Origin of the sequence: Companilactobacillus mishanensis (genome assembly GCF_003946505.1) — a bacterium.
Taxonomy (GTDB): domain Bacteria; phylum Bacillota; class Bacilli; order Lactobacillales; family Lactobacillaceae; genus Companilactobacillus; species Companilactobacillus mishanensis.
The window spans coordinates 355,713-373,829 of sequence record NZ_RHON01000002.1 but is presented as its reverse complement, the minus strand read 5'-3'; the positions used below and the strand labels follow the sequence as shown (position 1 = coordinate 373,829).

Below are 18,117 nucleotides of genomic sequence, written 5' to 3'. Positions count from 1 at the left end.
CAGATTAGAACTTATAATTCCAGGCTGGTAATGTTGAACCCTTGTAAATTTCTTTTAGCTTGTTTTCAATGAATTTCGTTTGATATGCTTTGACAACTTTCTTGTATGTTGCATTGTTCTTCTTATCTTTAGTAGTAGCAATAAAGTTAACGTATGGTTTTGATGCCTTTGTTATCTTCTCGACATAGATAGCTGAACTTGGTTTCAAACCTGAATCTTCAGCAATATCGTTATTTACCACTGCCATTGAAACATCTGATAATGAATGTGCGGTTTGGGCAGCATCCAAAGGAGTGATTTTTAAATTCTTTTTATTTTCAATAATATCCTTAGTGGTATGTAATGAAGCCTTTTTTAGTTTGATCAAACCAGCTTGCTCAAGAACTCTTAATCCACGATCTTCATTAGTTGAATCACTTGGAATAGCAACCTTGGCTCCATCTTTTAGTTCTTTAACACTCTTGATCGATTTTGAATAAATTCTTTGAGGTGCAATATAAGTATCCCCGATTGAAACGATATTTCCTTTATTTGCTTTGTTCCAATCATTCATAAAATGATAATTCTGGAAAGCATTGATATCGACTTCACCTTGAGTTAATGCCTTATTAGGTGTGTTGTAATCTGTAAACTCAACCAATTTCAAATCTATTCCTTGCTTCTTTAACTTTTTAGCAAGTGGTTTCCAGATTCTATCGTCTGATGCCATAATCCCAATTTTGACAGTTTTATCACTTGAGCTTTGATTTCCACATCCCGCAAGCACGAATAATGCAAGTGCTGCACTGAACAGTAGTAACAGTTTAATAACTTTCCCGAATCTTTTCATTTATGATTCCCCCGAATTATTTCAAATTCAAATTCCAGGCCGGAATTGCGTTGCCACCGTATACTTTCTTAATAACTTTTGCGGTAGCTTTAGACTGAAACGCCTTAACGACCTTCTTCAAATTCTTATTATTTTTATCTTTGCTATCCGCTGCGATCACATTGATCCATGGTTTGGATTTTTGAGTGATCTTCTCACAGAAAACTGCCTTCTTTGGATTCAATTTGGCATCACTAGCGACATTTCCATTAACGACAGCTGCATCAACATCGTCCAACGAACGAGCAGTTTGTGCAGCATCCAATGTCGTGAATTTCAAATGCAATCGATTAGAAGTTATATCTTTAGTAGAAGGTAACTTTTTATCTTTCAGTGTGATCAATCCAGCTGATGCTAATAATTGGAGTGCACGAGCTTCATTAGATGTATCATTTGGAATCGTGATCTTGGCATTCTTTTTCAATTGACTTACTTTAGTTACCTTATGAGAATACAAGGCTAAAGGTTCAATGATAGTATCACCGATCGGTACGATATGAGTGTGGTGTGACTTGTTCCAAGCATCTAAGAAATATCTATGCTGATAGGCATTTATATCCAAGCCACCCTGTGCTAAAGCTGTATTTGGTTGATTATAATCAGAAAAATCAGTGATTTTTATGGTTATACCTTCCTTTTTAACTTGCTTTTGAACTTCTTTCCAAATTGGTTCATCTGAAGCGTTTATACCAACTCTGACAGTGTTACTTGAGTTGTGAGTTCCACAACCTGTCAAAACTAAGATAAACAATGCAACAATTACTAATAGTGGAGTTTTCCACATCTGATAAGACTTTTTCATTACTTTCCCCTTAAATCTGAACTAAATTTTCTGTTTGAATATCGGCCAATATTCTCGGATCTTAACTAAATTTGGTATAAATAGTCGCCCCCTTGAGGATATTATCAACAAGCAAAATTATAATCTAACAAAAAAAGTCGCTCCCACATAGATTCATATGAATCTAGTTAGAAGCGACTTATCGCGGTACCATTCTAATTTGAAGTAGACTTACACCTACCTCCTTAACAACATACATCGAAATATATGCGTGTATTATAATGGATACCACCCATTGCATCTTAATCCCTTTGGACTCAGCGCACCAATCACAGGTCATTTTCTCTTGAATCATCTGTTCTCTCTCAGCAAACGAGAACTTTCTGTAAGTCAGAATCCAAATTACTTCCCCTGATCAATTTGTTTAGTTAATAATTTGTTACTTATCGTTGAGTTGATAATACAATTTGAAAATTAAATTGTCAAATTTAAATATTAATTTTCAGAAAAAGTATATTAATTTTCTCTTAGAATTTCATATTCCATGCTGGTAACGTTGTATCTTTGTATATTTTCTTAAGATTCTTAGCGTTTGATTCTGTCTGATATGCTTTCACGATCTTCTTGTAAGTTGCATTATCTTTATTCTTTTTAGTAGTAGCAATCACATTGACCCAACGTTCAGATTTTTTGGTGATCTTTTCAGTATAAATGTCTTCTTTAGCTGGTAATTTGGCATCTGCAGCAATTGTATTGTTAACAATAGCAGCAGTAGCATCATCCAATGAATGAGCTGTCTGAGCGGCATCTAGTGGTGTTACCTTGATTTTCGTATTGTATTTAGTGATGTCTTTTACAGTTGGTAGACTGGCCTTATCGAGCTCGATAAGGCCTGCTGACTCTAATAACTCCAAGGCACGGCCTTCGTTAGTAGCATCATTTGGCAAGGTAACCTTATCGCCATCTTTTAAATCTTTGATAGACGAAATTTTTGTTGAATAAACACGCAATGGAGCGATAAATGTTTTCCCAATTGGAACTAAGTCTGCATTATGCGCCTTGTTCCAGTTATTTAGGAAGTATATGTGTTGGAACGCATTGATATCTAATTCACCTTGTTCCAAAGCTTGATTTGGTTGATTGTAATCATTGAATGTTACAAGTTTAAGATCAATATTTTGTTTCTTAAGTTTCTTTTGAATAGGTTTCCAAATTGGTTCATCCGATGCCATGATTCCTACTTTGACAGTCTTTTCTGACGATTGACTGCCACATCCTGCTAATACAAAGATTGAAAATGCTGCTATAACAATGAATAAAACTCCACGTAACTTTTTCATGTTTGATTCCCCCTATTGATTATCTTTTTAAAACTAAAAAAACCGCTCCAAAACAAAAATTAATTTGTTTTAGAAGCGGTTTCCCACGGTACCATTCTAATTTGGAACAACCTTACAGTTGTCCCCTTAACAACGTACATAAATACGCGTGTACTGTAATGGGTACCGACCATTGCCACTTTATCCTGAGGATTCAGCGCACCAATCACAGGTCATTTTCGTTTGGTTTATCGACCCTCTCTCAGCAAATGAAGGCTTTCTGTACTTCAAAACTTAAACTACTTCCCCTGATCAAATTGTTTGGTAATTAGTTTTAACTTTTAAGATGAGTCAAATATTAAACACATCCAATAAGATTGTCAACAGTTTTATTAGAATAAATTTTAATTTACTAATCAAATTTCTAATAATTGAATATTAATTTCATTTTGACATTCCGTGCAGTATCCTGATCCAAAAGGATTTCGGCCGTTACGTCAGCGTTATGAATCTCAATATTTTAAAATATATATTATTTATAAGAATCGTTTTTCACCCTAAAAATTAAATAAAATGATACTCTATAGGTGTATTAAAGATTTGATTTGCGAAAATTTTAGGAGGTTCACTTGATGAGCAAAAATTTTTACCGATTTTTTCTCAAGTATTTCCAAAATATTCAAAATCCTTTAACACCGGATTATATTTCGAACCATGTAAAAATTCTTCGCTATTCTAATAGAGCATTCAAAAAGGAGCCTCCCTAAGGGAAGCTCCTTTATTATTTATTCACTTGAATATTAACGAACTACTTCAACAGTAGCTGATGTAATTCCGTATGAAGGAATTTGGTTGTTAGGCATTGCAACGTCTAATTGATAAGGATTGCTGTAAGCAAAGTATCCTGTATCATTAACTGTTCTGTACATTACTTGGCCATTTGCCAATGTGATCTTCAATTGTGTTCCACGAGGGAAGATTGAAAGGTTAGCGGCTACACCACCATAACCCATGCTTGATCCAAGAACTGCTGGGTCATAGAAACTGATCTTAAATTGACCTCTTGAAGTTGTTGTACTTGGTGCTGAGTATGTAGATGAGCTTTGTGTTGTTGATTGTTGTGCTTGTGTGTTTTGAACTGGTGCTTGAGTTTGTGCAGGTGCTTGAACTTCTTCTTGTGGTGCAGGAGCTGGAGTTTGTGCTTGCACGTTTTGTTGTACTGCAGTTGTTGTTGGCAATGTAACGATATCTCCAGGGAAGATAAGGTCAAAGCCACCAACTACACGGCCATTTGCTTGTTCTAATTCTGCAATTGTTACACCGTTGGCAGCAGCGATACTCTTATAAGTATCACCTGCTACGACTGATACGTGACTGCTATCTATTGTAGTAGCAGCTTCTGAAGTACTTGTTTTGATTCCTAAAGCTGTTAGTGCCATAGCACTTACGAACGCGATTGATAATACTTTTTTCATGAATTATATACATCCTTACTTTTTCTAAATTTCTTTAGCTATCTTTAAGCTATGAGAGTTATAATAGCAGGCCAATGTTACATAACATCGCAAAGCAAGTTACAGTTTAACTTGTTTTATGTAACCTTAGTAATGTCAGTGAAACAATTCATGAAAATGGCTCTGCAAACGTTGGTATATCAACCATCTTTTCAGTTGCTCATTTTACAATTTTAGTGATATATTAGTATTTATGAAGAAAAAAATACTGAAAATGACTGGAAAAGTAGTTTTAATGCTGATTGCATTGGAACTTATTGCCTTAAGTATCAACATGTTTTATGAACCAAGCAAGGTTGCTGCAGGTGGAGCAACTGGTATTGCCATCCTATTATATGAAGCGGTCGATGTCCCAACATCATTCTCCGTATTTGGGATCAACATTGTAATGCTAGTAATCTCCTACTTCTATTTAGAGAGAATGACAACCGTTAAACTCATCTTTGGAAGTTTCGTTTTACCTTTGTTCCTATTAATAACGCCTGTGATCAATTTGATACCACATCCCTTCACTTCCGTAATAATAGGAAGTATTATATTCGGGATCGGTCTGGCTATCCTTTATACGCTAGATATGTCTAGTGGTGGCACCACTGTTCCACCGATGATCATCCATCGACATTTTGAAATCGATAAATACATTAGCTTGTTTGTCATAGATGGTATCGTTTGTATCGGAAATATTTTCGTTACAGGTTGGGTATCGTTTGGATTGGCTGTCATGTCAGTAGCAATATCGAGTGTCGTTATCAAGCTTTGTACAATGTTTGAAGATAAGTATATTAACTTTTAAATTGTATGCAAAAAGGTCGAAAACCAAATGGTTTTCGACCTTTCTTTATTTTGGATCGTACTGAATGTTTCCAGTAGTTTCATGATCCAAATCTAAATTCTTACGAATGAAATCAGTCGCACGTTGCAATTCATCCTTTTTGACTACTTCCATACTTTGTTTATTGATCTGTACACCTTGACCTTGTAAATGAGTTTCTTCAGTTTGGTCTCGAACAGAACGATAGTCTTTGGCCAAAGTCGTTAATTCATCAAAAGTTAAATCAGTTTGTGTATGATTCGAAAGTGATTTAATAAACTGCTGATTCAACAAACTTTGGATAGAACTGCTTTTTTTAAGTAAGGCAGTGAACACTTGTCTTTGACGTTTCTGACGACCGTAATCGCCATCAGGATCGTCGTAACGCATTCGAGAGTATGCCAATGCTTCCTTACCGTCCATGTGTTCATTCATCCCACCAGCGAAACGATAGCCTTCATATTCAAAAGTAAAGGTAGGAGTAACATCCACCCCACCAGCTTGATTGATAACCTTTTCCATACCACCCATGTTGATAAGAACATAGAAGTCGATTGGAATATTCAACAACTTCTGAACAGTAGTAATAGCAGTCTTAGTTTGACCAACCGAATAAGCAGCATTGATTTTGGCTGGTGATTCTTCAGGATATCCAGGAATTTTAACTGCAGTGTCACGAGGAATACTGGTAATAGTTGTTTTATTAGTATTAGGATTCAACGTTAAAATCATCATACTGTCAGTTCTACCCTGGTAATCACGTCCTAAAGCTCCAGTATCAGTACCCATAAGCAAGATTGAGATAGGTTTTTTCTTTTTAAGTTGAGAGTTAACATCTCTGTCCTTTTTAACTCCAACAGGTTTAAATGAACTGTTCACCGAATTCTTGATGCCACGATATGTAGTTGTACCATATGCGACGCCACCAATGAACATCATCAAAAACAAAGCAATGAAGGAGTTTCTAAGTAAGTGCTTCTTTTTCTTTTTATGCATAAATTAAGATTTTTTCCTTGTTGTTTTTAAAAGTATTTTTGCTTGAATTATGATTTTTGCTCTTAATAAAACTAATAATCCAACGTAAAATAGTGAGCCAATGATTATCTCCATGAAAAGTGACAACCAAGTTTGTTTCAATAGTTGGTTCAAGAAAACGATTAATACAAACATCGCAATTCCGGCTATGAAATATTTATATCCGTCTGTAAAGAGCTTTTTAAATTCTATTTGCTTTCTGACGTAGAATAGTTGATAGCCAGTAACAGCAATCTCGGATAATACAGTGGCGATTGCCGCACCCAGTGCACCCAATAATAGAATCAAAGGTATGTTAGCAATTAAGTTAACTACTGCACCAACAACCACAGATACAGTGAAAGATTTTGTCTGTTTAGTAGGTAAGAGATATTGAGTACCAATTGCGTTGCTCCACGCAATCAAGACAATTACAATCGATTCAACCAGCATAATTGGAATTACTTCGTTGAACTTCGGAGATAAAAATAGTGGCACAAGTTTTGAAGTAATTGCAGCTAATCCGAGGGACATGGGAATAGATATAGCCGTGACGAAAGAAAAACTATCATACAAATACTGTTTGGTCCGAACGTGATCACCTTTTGCAAAAGTATTGGCAACGCGAGGAAGCATAACGGTACCCGTCGCAGTTACAACTGCAAGTACTACTTTGATTATTTTGTCTGATTGATCAAAGTATCCTGCAGATTGTACAGATACTAATGAACCCAACATAGTTTTGTTTAATACCAAATAAACTTGAGTCGCAATTTGAGGAACAAATAGAATTAAAGATGGCCAAACATGACGAAGTGGATTTAATTGTTTGAATTTTGGCCATTCAATAATGTTCATCAAATTAGGAAATAATAGTAGATTTCCTATTAACGTAGATATCGAAAGGATCAAAACATAGTTAATAAGATCATTGGAAGTTTTTACAAATAAAAATATGCAAATCACTGTAATGATTTTAACAACAATATTACGCATTACAGTTATTGAGAATTTTTCCAATCCCATAAAGAACCAGGAAATATCAAAAGCCACCGCCAAAACAGTTATTGACTGTACCAAGTAATAGGTTTTATATTGCTTAACCAAACAGAGAAAAACCATAAATAGTATTAATGAAATTAGCATTGTCAGAATCCGAACAATGAAAATCTCAAAAAATGTCTTTGATAATTCTTCTTTACACTCTCGAATAAATGCAATTTGCCGGTTGGCATACAGTCCTATTCCGAGACTGCCAAGCAAGATAAAATACTGAACAATTGAACTTGTGTAGGCATTGACTCCGACACCCTTAGGACCAAGAACTCTCGCTAGATAAGGTGTTGTGATCAATGGGACAATCAAGACAAAAATTTGATAAAACGCATTATAGAAATAATTCTTAACTAATTTCATTAATTAATCGTTTCGAACTCACGTTTAACAACTTGGAGCGCTGCCATAATCGTTTGATCCATATTGTAGTATCGATACTGACCTAATCTACCACCAAAAATAACATTGGGACTTTCTTCCCTGGCCAATTTAACATACGAAGAATATAGTTTTTTATTTCGCTCATTGTTGATTGGATAATATGGATCATCCCCTCGATTCCATTTCTTGGGATATTCACGAGTAATTACGGTTTTTCCTTTCTGACCTTTTCCAAATTCAAAATGCTTGTGCTCAATAATTCTGGTATATGGAGTTTCCGCATCGGTGTAATTAACCACGGCATTTCCTTGATAGTTATCGGTATCGATAACTTCATTCTCGAATCGTAAACTTCGATATTCTAAATCACCTAAGCGATAATCAAAAAATTGGTCAATCATTCCAGTGAAAATAATTTTGTAATCCGAGTTCAAGTACTCTGATCTTTTATCAAAAAAGTTACTGTTCAGTTCGACATCAATTTTGTCATGACTCAACATTTTTTCAATAATTTGAGTATATCCACCGACCGGAATACCCTGATACGGATCATCAAAATAGTTATTGTCGTAAGTAAATCTAACCGGCAATCTTCGAATGATGAAGGCAGGCAACTCTGTGGCTGATTGTCCCCACTGCTTTTCTGTATAACCCTTAACCAACTTCTCATAAACATCAGGACCAATTAAAGAAATAGCCTGTTCCTCAAGATTTTTTGGATTTTTTTCTAAAACATAATCGTGTTTTTGAGATTCAATTTTTTCTCTCGCTTCAGCAGGTGTTATCACACCCCAAAGCTTATTAAATGTGTTCATATTGAATGGCAAATTGTAAATTTCACCATTATAATTGGCTACCGGAGAATTAATATAGTTGTTAAACTCAGCAAATTGCTGGACATATTCCCAAATGTTTTCCATTTTTGTGTGGAAAATATGAGCTCCATATTGGTGAACTTGAATCCCTTCAATTTCTTTGGTGTAAACGTTGCCACCAATATGATTGGACTTTTCAATCACTTTCACTTCATGATTTCTTTTTGCTGCCTCATGAGCAAACACCGATCCAAACAATCCGGATCCAACTACTAGATATCTCATATTTGTTCCTCTTTATTGATGTACTTTCTCTATTTTAGGATTGAAGGCAAAGCCACTGACCATGCCTTTAATAATGGTTTTAGATCTCATCAATTTATTAGTGCTTTTTGAAAAACAAATCTGACCAACTTCTTTAAAATCTTTTAAAGTGGTTTTCCCCAATTGGATTTTTGTTGAGTACATTCTGGTTGTAACAATGGTGTTTCGGTATTTGTAGAAGTATCTTCCCATTCTTCAAAATCATCACCAAAATCTTTTATTTCAGATTTCGAAAAACAAGAGTTGGGCAAATTATTTCTATTGAAAAATGCGGAAGCCAAAATAATTAAAAAAGGATTGTAGGCAAATTCTAGCAAATGATTTTCAATTGCAGCGGCAACAAAAATCGTTAATAGTACAGCCAACAAATATTTATCCTGAACTTTTTTTACCATGAAATATAAGACAATCAATACTAATATCAAACTGACAATCCCATACATCAATAAAAATCGTAAATACATTGAATCGATGAAAACATATTTGGTTAAGAACGGGTTGAAGTTTAATCCTGACGGACCTCCAAGACCATTTTGAACAATATTTGCCCCGAATAAATGCAATCCATACTGAGATACAACTTCATGCACGATTGATAATCTACCTGATAATGCTTGATTTAAATTATTCAAAAAATCATTTCCAGGATTATAAATTGTCGTTAAGAAAATCATCGTTACAGCACCAGCAGTCGGCATCATTCGTGTAAAGTTATTTAATAAATTTTTCTTGTCACATCTTACTAAGTACATGGCTAAAGCTAAAAGAATCCCGCAGATAAAATTTAACCTAGCATTTGTTTGGGTATAAACTAAATAGCTAATTCCGATGACTAATACAAAATCAATAATTCCAAATTTTTTCCCACGTAAGTATGAAAAACTACACAACAAGTAAAAAATATGTGAAGCAAAATCGGTTGGATAGATAATTCCCAAGGAAGCTCTACTCAATCCATCTCGATAAAACACATAATTGGGAATTATTCCTTTTAATGCACCAAAGACGATTGCAATAATTAACACCAACGAAATTACGAAATATATTTTATTGACTAATTTTGGATCCACATTTCGACTTGATGCCATGAAGATGAACATTGTAATTAATGACCAACTACCAGACTGTCGATAAGATACAAAGAATACAATTAGCAAAACTAAATACAAGAAGAATTCTTTAATTTGATATTCGTTAATTAGTATTTTTGCAGTATAAAGAATGATTGAAAATGCAATTACCATTTTGCTAAAAAATTCGATTGGTAAAGAATATGAAATAGATGAAGTACTTAAAATTCCAAGTATCAAAACAGGAACGTATCCACAAACAAACAGGATTCCATCTAATTTATTAAGTTGAATTCGATTTAACATATAAACTTGTTCCCCTGTTCTGCTGTAAAAATAGACATACTACTTTTCAATGGGTGGATTAAAGAATAAACCCGCTAAAGTACCCTTAATCAATACTTTAATTTTTAGCATTTTATAATTATTACTTTTCACTAAAATATTGCCTAATCCCACGACTCTTCCACACAGTGATCGACAAACTCTATATAACCCATTCTTGCGACTCAAATATAAGCGATTCCGATAATTGTAAAAATAGCGTTCTATCCGAGCCTTATTGGCGTTTTCATTTAAAATATCGATACCAACATTCTCATTCATTTTGTGAATAATTCTGGCATTTTTTACCTGAATTCCCAGCAAACCATTCTTATTGACGCGTTGAGTATATTCAACGTCATCTCCCCAAATAAAGAAATCAGTAATTGGATAACCAATTTTCTCAATTGCAGTTCTAGAAAATAGAATTGCGACAAATGATGCTTCCGCTACATAATTATATTCAGAATTAGTATGTGAATTCCTTGAAAACACGGGAATATTCATTTGAGCTAAAGTTCCGTCAATCCAATAAACCTGACCAGTAGCAAATCCAACTTTGCCTCTCTCGCTTTCTATTCCTTGTACTAACAGTTCTAAGGAGTCTGATTCTGGAATCGTATCATCATCCATGATCCATGCATAATCACTGGTACTTTCTTGTATGAATTTTTTCAATCCATAATTGAATCCACCTGCTCCACCGAGATTCTTTTTTAAATTAAATGCTGTCACGTTTTCCACTCGGTTTGCCAGATCATGGACATACTCACTAGTGCCATCACTGCTAGCGTTGTCAATTACATAAATATTTTCCAAATTGAATTCAGCCAGCTTATTTAGACATTCCTTGAGTTTTTCAATTCGATTGTACGTTACTACAACTGCATCAACTGTCATTCACAGTCCTCCGAAATTTGTTTTATTCCTGTATTGCTTTAATAAATGTTAAAAAGTAATTGTCACTATAAAATTTACTGATGGAATTCTTAATTTCAGATGTATCTTGGAAACAAATTTCCCGATTTGTAAACTTTTGAAGTCCTTTCACAAAGGATGCCTCATCCTTATCTGGCACCAAAACACCATTTTTGTCATTGATAATATCTGAGGGCCCTGTTGAACAGTTAAAAGACATTACAGGAATTCCTACTGAAATTGCCTCATTTAAGACCATGGGTAATCCCTCAAACCTCGAAGTCATTAGCAAGCAATCCATTGTATCCATATTTGACCAAACATCCACTTGAAAACCTTGAAAATGAACTTTATTGCTGATGCCTAATTTTTCAGCATAGTTCTTAACCTCAGCATTATTACCACTACCAAAAACATCTAATGTCCAATTACTTTCAATTTGAGAAAGGCAATTCAAAATACTACGCATATTTTTTTGTCCATCGAGCATAATTCGACCTACATATGCAAACTTACATGGTTGCGCATTTTCTGTACGCCTGACGGTAATTTCTTTTCGCATAATTGGGTTAAATATTACCTTTACCTTGTCAGGGCTAATCCCTAAATTAATAATTTGTCTGGAAATACCAGTGCTGATGGCCAAATGACCATCAATGGGTTTGATCAAAAATTTACGTATCTTTTTGATGCTTAATGAGAAATGATACCAACTCATCACCTTATAATTTGAACGAGTGATTTTTTTTATAACATACAATAAAAACCAAATAAATGGTTCTGTTGAAATTACGACATCCGGTTTATCTTTTTTAACTTCGTTAAATAAAATAAATGGAAGTAAAAGGAGATATTGGAGGAACCTCACTTTAGGAATATTTGTCAGCCAAATAATATGCTTGTTATCAACTTTCTTTAACCAATTTCCATTTTTGTATCCACCAATGGAAGTTACTTTTAATTGATAATCCTTTTGCTCAATTTTTTTGTATTCAGAATACAGATTACTAATAACTGTTTCTGTTCCACCAAATCCTGTCATATACGGAATAAAAAGTTGTATTTTCTTCAATCGATCACTCCTTTAAAAGTGAGTTCTTTTACTTAAACCAAACTTTCGTAAAATCAAATGCATCGCTTTGGTTAACTTCTTTTCACCGTTTACTTGCATCCAATCATGTTCACAATAGTTAATATTATTTTTTTTGATCCAAACATCCATCAAAACCTCCGAGACATATCCAAAAACACGTGATTCTTGTTCAGAATAATCTTCGACATAAATATTTTCTTCAAGCTTTTTTAAAATATCAAAAAGCCATTCACAATAACTATTAAAAATTTTCGGTTTCATAATGAACATATTAAACATATGTGCACTGGTTGAATTCATTACAGTGTCAAACGAAGACAAATACGAATTGTGATATTTTTCAATAATTCGCCTAGTCATCATCAAAGGTTCTTCATTATGTGCATGTATATAATGAAGGTAATTTGTCTCAACATAATATTTCCGTAATTTTGGCAAAATCACATCATAAGTTTCGAAACTTTTCTCGATGTCTTCTTGTGATAATAGTTCAGTTTTATTTTTCACAAAAAGCCGTCGATAATGAACCAAACCTACTGCTTCTGCATTTCCCATGTTTTTCCATGCCCAATAGATGGCTGTCAACTCATTATAATTAGGATTCTTTTCGGAAATATTTTCACCAACGTCATCCCTTTGATAATTAATATCCTCTTGGTAATTTTTATAGGATCCTACTAAAATCGGCATATATAATTCATTTGATGGCATTTCCGCCTTTTTATGTGATGCAACCAAAACTTTGACGTTATCCAAGTATGTTTCCCTTTTCTTTAAGATTAGTAAGCCCCGCGGCATTTAAAAACGCTAATTAGATTACCAATCATGATTTTAAAATCCAATTTTGCACAGGCCTTATCGATATATTCCATCTCGATATTTGCCCTTTCTGGGTATCCTACGTTGCAACGGCCTGATGCTTGCCATAGACCCATGGCACCAGGTTTAACTGATAGTAATTTTTCACGATCATATTCTTTAAGTTCTGCCTCAATCACAGGTCTTGGGCCAATCAAACTCATATGACCCTTCAAGATATTTATGAATTGAGGTAATTCATCAACCGATGTTTTTCTGAGCAAACGACCTAAACAAGTAATTCTTGGATCGTGTTCAGGTTTTAACTTGTAGTTATTTGCCACATATTTTTTATATAATTCTTTATCTTCTAGTAATCTTGTCTCAGCATTAACAATCATCGAACGGAATTTATACATACCAAACTTTTTCCCGTTTAATCCAATTCTGACTTGCTTATACAATAGCGGTCCACGATTCCCTTTACAGCAAATGTTTGCTATCAAAATGATCAGAAAAATCGGGCTGATTCCCACTAATGCAATGATGGATACGGTAATATCAATAACTCGTTTAAAGAAAAGATATAATGTTGGTTTTTTTGTAATGTAACTATTAACTTCCTCTGTATTAAAATATTCCATATTTTTACCTATTAAATTTGGTCTAAAATAACCAAAATTTCTTTTTTGTCATCTCTTTTATTTGTTTGAAATTAACTGGTCCAACATTTTCACCATTGATAATGTCTTTAGCATTCTGTTTAAAAACTTCAGTTTTTTCAGGGTACTCTTGGTTAAGTTTGTCAAAAGCATCCTTCATCAGAAAGCGACGTCCCTGAAAATTATGGGCATCAGAAGAAAAGACAGTTCCTAAATTTGCCTGGATAATTTTTCCGGTTAATCTTTCAACTTCTTGGCCAAAAATTCCTAAGTAACTACCAGCTGTAATTTGAGTTAGACATCCCTGAGAAACTAATTCATATAATTTTTCAGGATTCTTCTGAATTATCACGTTTCGCTCCGGATGTGCAATTACCGGGATAATTTGTCTGGAGACTAATTCAAAAATTAAATTAGATGCGTAAGTTGGAATGTCACTGTGAGGCAATTCCAATAATAAATACCGATTTGCTTCATCCATAAATAGAACATCATCCGTCTCTATCGCATGAATTAGTTCGCCATTAATATGAACTTCTTGGCCACAAAAAACTGTTAACGGAATCTGTGCTTCATCAATACATGTTTGAAATCTAGCAACTTTGTTTAACAGTTCTTGTTTATGATTCAAATATTGCCTATCCATATGATGTGGCGTTAATAATATATGACCGACACCTTGATCAACCGCCGCTTTTGCAAGTTCTAAGGCAGTTGATAAATCCGCTGCTCCATCATCTACGCCTGGCAAAATGTGACAATGTAGGTCAATCAAGCTCATTTCGTAACTCCATAATATCCACCGTATTTAGTGCCATAATAGCTTTCCATTTTTTCTTGAGAAACTCGATTCATAATTGCACCGAGTATATTTGCATGGACCATATTTAAGGCATTCTTCGCGTGGATCACTCCACTTTTTTCAGCTAAGCCTTGCGGAACAACTAAAACAACCCCATCCACTTTGCTTGCTAACACCTGCGCATCCGTAACTGAGTTAACAGGTGGCGCATCAAATATTAATAAATCAAACTGATCTTGTAATTCCAAAAATAGTTTCTCGACACGCTTACTTCCCAATAGTTCCGATGGATTGGGTGGAATTGGCCCACTTGGAATAACATACAGATTTGGAACCATCGTTTTTTTAATGATTTCTTCTAAACTTGTATTTCCTAATAAGTAATTTGAAATACCATTTTGATTATTGATATCGAATGTTTTGTGTATCGTTGGTCGTCGAAGATCTGCATCAATTAAAACAACCTTTTCTTCCTGCTTTGCCCAACTTACAGCGACATTATTGCTTACAGTTGATTTACCTTCAGAAGGTGCAGATGAAGTGAATAGGATTGATTTTAATTGTTTATCAATAGACGAAAATTGGATATTGGTTCTGATGGTATTAAACTGTTCCGAAATCATGTTATTCGGCTCATTATAGGTAACCAGTCCAACTCCATGCTTCAAACTAAATTCGTCTAATCGTTTACGCTTCTTTTTGAATGGAAATACCATTTCTAGACCCTCCTAGTATTTCGATTTTGGTTTGTTCCGATAACTAACTTTGCTTTTTTTCGTTTCACATTTTTAACAATGTCTCGTTGTTTTATTTCGCTCACAAAACCAAGATTACGCAATCCTAAGTCATCAGTTATAAATCTTTCTGATCTTACAGTTCGATCATTTAGTTCTATTAGAAATGCCACAACGATACCCAAAAGTATGCCTATTACAATCCCTGCAATGATATTAATTGTTTTCCTTGGACTAACAGGCTTATTCGTTATATCTGCTTCCGAAACGATTGAAACATTATTAATACTCATGATTTTTCCAATTTTGTTTTTAAAGACCTTAGCAATTTCATTGGAAGTCTTAGCAGCGGTTTTGGCATTACTCAACTTAGTAGTAACCGAAAACACTTGAGAATTCTGTGAACTGTCAATCTTAATAACTTTCTTTAACTTAGAGACTGTACCTGGATAACCTGGCTTATCCTTCATCACTTTATTTACTTCACGTAACACTGTAGGACTTGTGATGATATCCTTATACGTACTGATCATTTGGACGTCAGCTTGGGCTTGTTGAAATTGTGCTCCCTGCATTTGTGAGGACAACTTCCTATTTACAAGGATCTCAGTTGTTGCACTGTACTTAGGAGTTATTAGATAAAATGATGCAAAGGCGGACATTAATCCCACAATTATGGTTGAGAATAAAATGGCCTTTATGTGTTTACGAAGTATGCGCAGAATTTGGAGCATACTAATGGTTTGTTCAGATTTCACTGAATACCTCCGAAAATATATATAGTTGAAATGTACCTAAAAAGTTAATTACTCTACTTGTTTCCCTAAATTTAATCCGTTTCAATTCGAACGTCCATTCGAATTTGACATAAACGCTCATGAAATCACAAGGTAGATTTATAAATATTATTTCCCTTTTAACTCAGTGATATAGACCAATCTACCAGTGTTTGTGAGTGTACTAAATCTAAGTGAACACAAAAAAAGCCCAACCTTATAGGCTGAGCTTGAAGACTCTATTATTCTTTTCACATAAAACTGTTCGCATACTAACAACAATTTTAATATATCAGTAAATTAACTGCTTTGTTCCATCATATATAATGCATTCCAAATAATTTCGGAAATTTATCAAAAAGAAAATCTTCCCAAAAGTATATTTTTTATTTTTCATTTGGCTAAAGTTCAACTGAACTTTATGTACTATTCATTTTCTCATTGTTACCAAAAAAGGACAAGAACTATTTGGAGAATACTTACTAATAATTCTTGCCCTATTACAATAAAGCACATTGGAACTACATAAATTGTGCTTGTTTCGGATATTGTATTATTCAATAACTAAACTGTTGGGCTTAAAAACATAAATAGATTTATCGAATTGACTGAAAAAACTAGTAATTAATTAAAAATATCTGTATGCTATTCAGTGCAGGTAGCCTACCTGTGATTCAAAAGTGGCAGCTAGCACATTCCAAGATCCGTTGCATAGCTGTCCGAGGTCCCACATCAGGATGATGTGGGGCCTTTTCTTTTTGTCAGCAACCGACGTTAAATAACTAGACAAAAAAATACAGTAATCAGAAAAACTGATTACTGTATTTTTAATATGGAGATGAGGGGAATCGAACCCCTGTCCAAGCATAACGCTATGTAAACTTCTACACTCATAGTTGTACAATTTAAAGTTTCGCCACTATGAACGCCGCACAACCTGGCTAGCCACAGCGGCTAACCCTGATTAATCTCTTTTTAACTTGTTCAGGCGGGACAAATCAAACGTAGCTCAATTAATTTGAGACCCGGCTCTGACCCTTGAGCAAAGTCAGACGGATCACGATTAGACTGTTTTTAGGCAGCTAATGCGTAAGAGTTATTATTTTTTGCAGTTATAATAAACTGGATGTTTTTACGGAACATGAAAACCGAAGTGCAGCCTACATGCTATTACACATGTCGAATCCAGAACATCCCCGTGATATTCCTTATTAATACTAACTGATATTTATTACTTAATCAATCAGCAACGCTTATCTTATAACTTGCAAGCTCGCATTACAAGGAATATATAAAATTAATCTACTCTGGGTCTTTACCAAAAACTCGATCACCTGTCCAAGTGATCATTCCACCTTCAACATTGACACAATCAAAGCCTCTAGCTGTCAAATTACGGCTGGCTTTTTTACTATCAACACCCGAGTGACAAATGATATAGACTTTGCCAGTTGGTGAATAGTCACCAATTTCTACTCTAGGAATATTTACTGCACCAGCAATGTGTCCTTCATTGATATATCTTTCTGGACGACGAACATCGATAATTGTTGGATCGGTAGGCATAACATCCTTAATAAAATCATCTAATGGCATACTCTTGATTCTTGTAAATATTGACATATCTCTTCCTCCAAATTATTATTTTGAAATTCCGATAATCACATAATTTAATAAAACTACTATATTGAAACTGGTCAAATTATATAGATACAATGGTGAAACTTGATTTGTCGGTACGATTGCAAAAGCAATGACCCACAAGAGTACCAGAAACATCCAGATATAACTTAACCAACTGTTCCATTTTTTGTGCTGGACAAATTTCATGATCCATCTGATCAACAACACAAGCGCGATAAATATCAGGATCCAGAAGACTATCTCTGTAATGTATACAGGATAGTTTTCATTCATAAAAAGTATTTGTCTCATAAATCCCAATCTTGTGTTGTAAAGTGTGTCGAGCTCGCGAGGAGCCCACAAAAATACCAGCTGCAACAAAAACAAAACTACCATGATAATACGTCTTGCTATTTTCATTTATTCCCCTTTTA

General features: G+C 34.4%; 18 protein-coding genes, 1 other RNA gene and 1 other annotated feature. Of the genes, 1 reads left to right on the top strand and 18 read right to left on the bottom strand.

Going from position 1 to position 18,117, the window contains the following annotated elements; all coding sequences use genetic code 11:
* Positions 1-4: 4 nt before the first annotated feature.
* From EKM63_RS04380 to EKM63_RS04365, 4 genes are all read right to left on the bottom strand, one after another.
* Entirely contained in the window at positions 5-829 is an 825-nt protein-coding gene (locus tag EKM63_RS04380) for a MetQ/NlpA family ABC transporter substrate-binding protein (RefSeq protein ID WP_125704086.1), read from the bottom strand.
* A 16-nt stretch (positions 830-845) separates the two neighbouring features.
* A complete protein-coding gene (locus EKM63_RS04375; RefSeq protein WP_125704084.1) occupies positions 846-1,670 on the bottom strand; it encodes a MetQ/NlpA family ABC transporter substrate-binding protein in 825 nt (274 codons plus the stop codon).
* Positions 1,671-1,836: 166 nt separating this feature from the next.
* Positions 1,837-2,077, bottom strand: a binding site (T-box leader).
* 99 nt (positions 2,078-2,176) lie between these two features.
* The gene (locus tag EKM63_RS04370) at positions 2,177-2,989 is read right to left on the bottom strand and encodes a MetQ/NlpA family ABC transporter substrate-binding protein (protein WP_125704082.1); all 813 of its coding nucleotides are present in this window, start codon (positions 2,987-2,989) and stop codon (positions 2,177-2,179) included.
* A gap of 779 nt (positions 2,990-3,768) precedes the next feature.
* Positions 3,769-4,443, bottom strand: coding sequence for a LysM peptidoglycan-binding domain-containing protein (locus EKM63_RS04365; RefSeq protein ID WP_125704080.1), 675 nt, complete (start codon positions 4,441-4,443; stop codon positions 3,769-3,771).
* A 232-nt stretch (positions 4,444-4,675) separates the two neighbouring features.
* On the opposite strand from EKM63_RS04365, the gene EKM63_RS04360 reads away from it, so the two are divergent.
* On the top strand, positions 4,676-5,275 hold the full coding sequence (locus EKM63_RS04360; protein ID WP_125704078.1) for a YitT family protein: 600 nt from the start codon (positions 4,676-4,678) through the stop codon (positions 5,273-5,275).
* Between the two features lie 45 nt (positions 5,276-5,320).
* Here the strand turns inward: EKM63_RS04360 and EKM63_RS04355 are convergent, their stop codons facing one another.
* The 14 genes from EKM63_RS04355 to EKM63_RS04290 form a co-directional block, all read right to left on the bottom strand.
* Positions 5,321-6,289 carry an LCP family protein gene (locus EKM63_RS04355; RefSeq protein ID WP_125704076.1) on the bottom strand — a complete coding sequence of 323 codons (969 nt, stop codon included), beginning with the start codon at positions 6,287-6,289 and terminating at the stop codon, positions 5,321-5,323.
* A gap of 3 nt (positions 6,290-6,292) precedes the next feature.
* Positions 6,293-7,723, bottom strand: coding sequence for an oligosaccharide flippase family protein (locus tag EKM63_RS04350; protein ID WP_125704074.1), 1,431 nt, complete (start codon positions 7,721-7,723; stop codon positions 6,293-6,295).
* Positions 7,723-8,844, bottom strand: coding sequence for a UDP-galactopyranose mutase (gene glf / locus EKM63_RS04345; RefSeq protein WP_125704072.1), 1,122 nt, complete (start codon positions 8,842-8,844; stop codon positions 7,723-7,725). Before glf ends, EKM63_RS04350 begins: the two co-directional genes overlap by 1 nt.
* Positions 8,845-8,987: 143 nt before the next feature.
* On the bottom strand, positions 8,988-10,259 hold the full coding sequence (locus tag EKM63_RS04340; RefSeq protein ID WP_125704070.1) for a hypothetical protein: 1,272 nt from the start codon (positions 10,257-10,259) through the stop codon (positions 8,988-8,990).
* Between the two features lie 39 nt (positions 10,260-10,298).
* Positions 10,299-11,177 carry a glycosyltransferase family 2 protein gene (locus tag EKM63_RS04335; RefSeq protein ID WP_125704068.1) on the bottom strand — a complete coding sequence of 293 codons (879 nt, stop codon included), beginning with the start codon at positions 11,175-11,177 and terminating at the stop codon, positions 10,299-10,301.
* A gap of 22 nt (positions 11,178-11,199) precedes the next feature.
* On the bottom strand, positions 11,200-12,267 hold the full coding sequence (locus EKM63_RS04330; protein WP_125704066.1) for a glycosyltransferase: 1,068 nt from the start codon (positions 12,265-12,267) through the stop codon (positions 11,200-11,202).
* A 12-nt stretch (positions 12,268-12,279) separates the two neighbouring features.
* Positions 12,280-13,044, bottom strand: a complete 765-nt coding sequence (locus EKM63_RS04325; RefSeq protein ID WP_225418254.1) for a DUF4422 domain-containing protein — start codon at positions 13,042-13,044, stop codon at positions 12,280-12,282.
* 23 nt (positions 13,045-13,067) lie between these two features.
* On the bottom strand, positions 13,068-13,730 hold the full coding sequence (locus tag EKM63_RS04320) for a sugar transferase (RefSeq protein ID WP_125704062.1): 663 nt from the start codon (positions 13,728-13,730) through the stop codon (positions 13,068-13,070).
* 22 nt (positions 13,731-13,752) lie between these two features.
* Complete coding sequence (locus EKM63_RS04315; protein ID WP_125704060.1) at positions 13,753-14,529, bottom strand: tyrosine-protein phosphatase; 777 nt, start codon at positions 14,527-14,529, stop codon at positions 13,753-13,755.
* The gene (locus EKM63_RS04310; protein WP_125704058.1) at positions 14,526-15,266 is read right to left on the bottom strand and encodes a CpsD/CapB family tyrosine-protein kinase; all 741 of its coding nucleotides are present in this window, start codon (positions 15,264-15,266) and stop codon (positions 14,526-14,528) included. The genes EKM63_RS04315 and EKM63_RS04310 overlap by 4 nt, the downstream gene beginning before the upstream one ends.
* Before the next feature lie 2 nt (positions 15,267-15,268).
* The gene (locus EKM63_RS04305) at positions 15,269-16,042 is read right to left on the bottom strand and encodes a YveK family protein (RefSeq protein WP_225418253.1); all 774 of its coding nucleotides are present in this window, start codon (positions 16,040-16,042) and stop codon (positions 15,269-15,271) included.
* Positions 16,043-16,890: 848 nt separating this feature from the next.
* Positions 16,891-17,258, bottom strand: a transfer-messenger RNA (tmRNA) gene (gene ssrA / locus EKM63_RS04300).
* A 104-nt stretch (positions 17,259-17,362) separates the two neighbouring features.
* Positions 17,363-17,683, bottom strand: a complete 321-nt coding sequence (locus EKM63_RS04295) for a rhodanese-like domain-containing protein (protein ID WP_125704056.1) — start codon at positions 17,681-17,683, stop codon at positions 17,363-17,365.
* Positions 17,684-17,701: 18 nt separating this feature from the next.
* Positions 17,702-18,103, bottom strand: coding sequence for a hypothetical protein (locus tag EKM63_RS04290; RefSeq protein ID WP_125704054.1), 402 nt, complete (start codon positions 18,101-18,103; stop codon positions 17,702-17,704).
* Positions 18,104-18,117 lie beyond the last annotated feature (14 nt).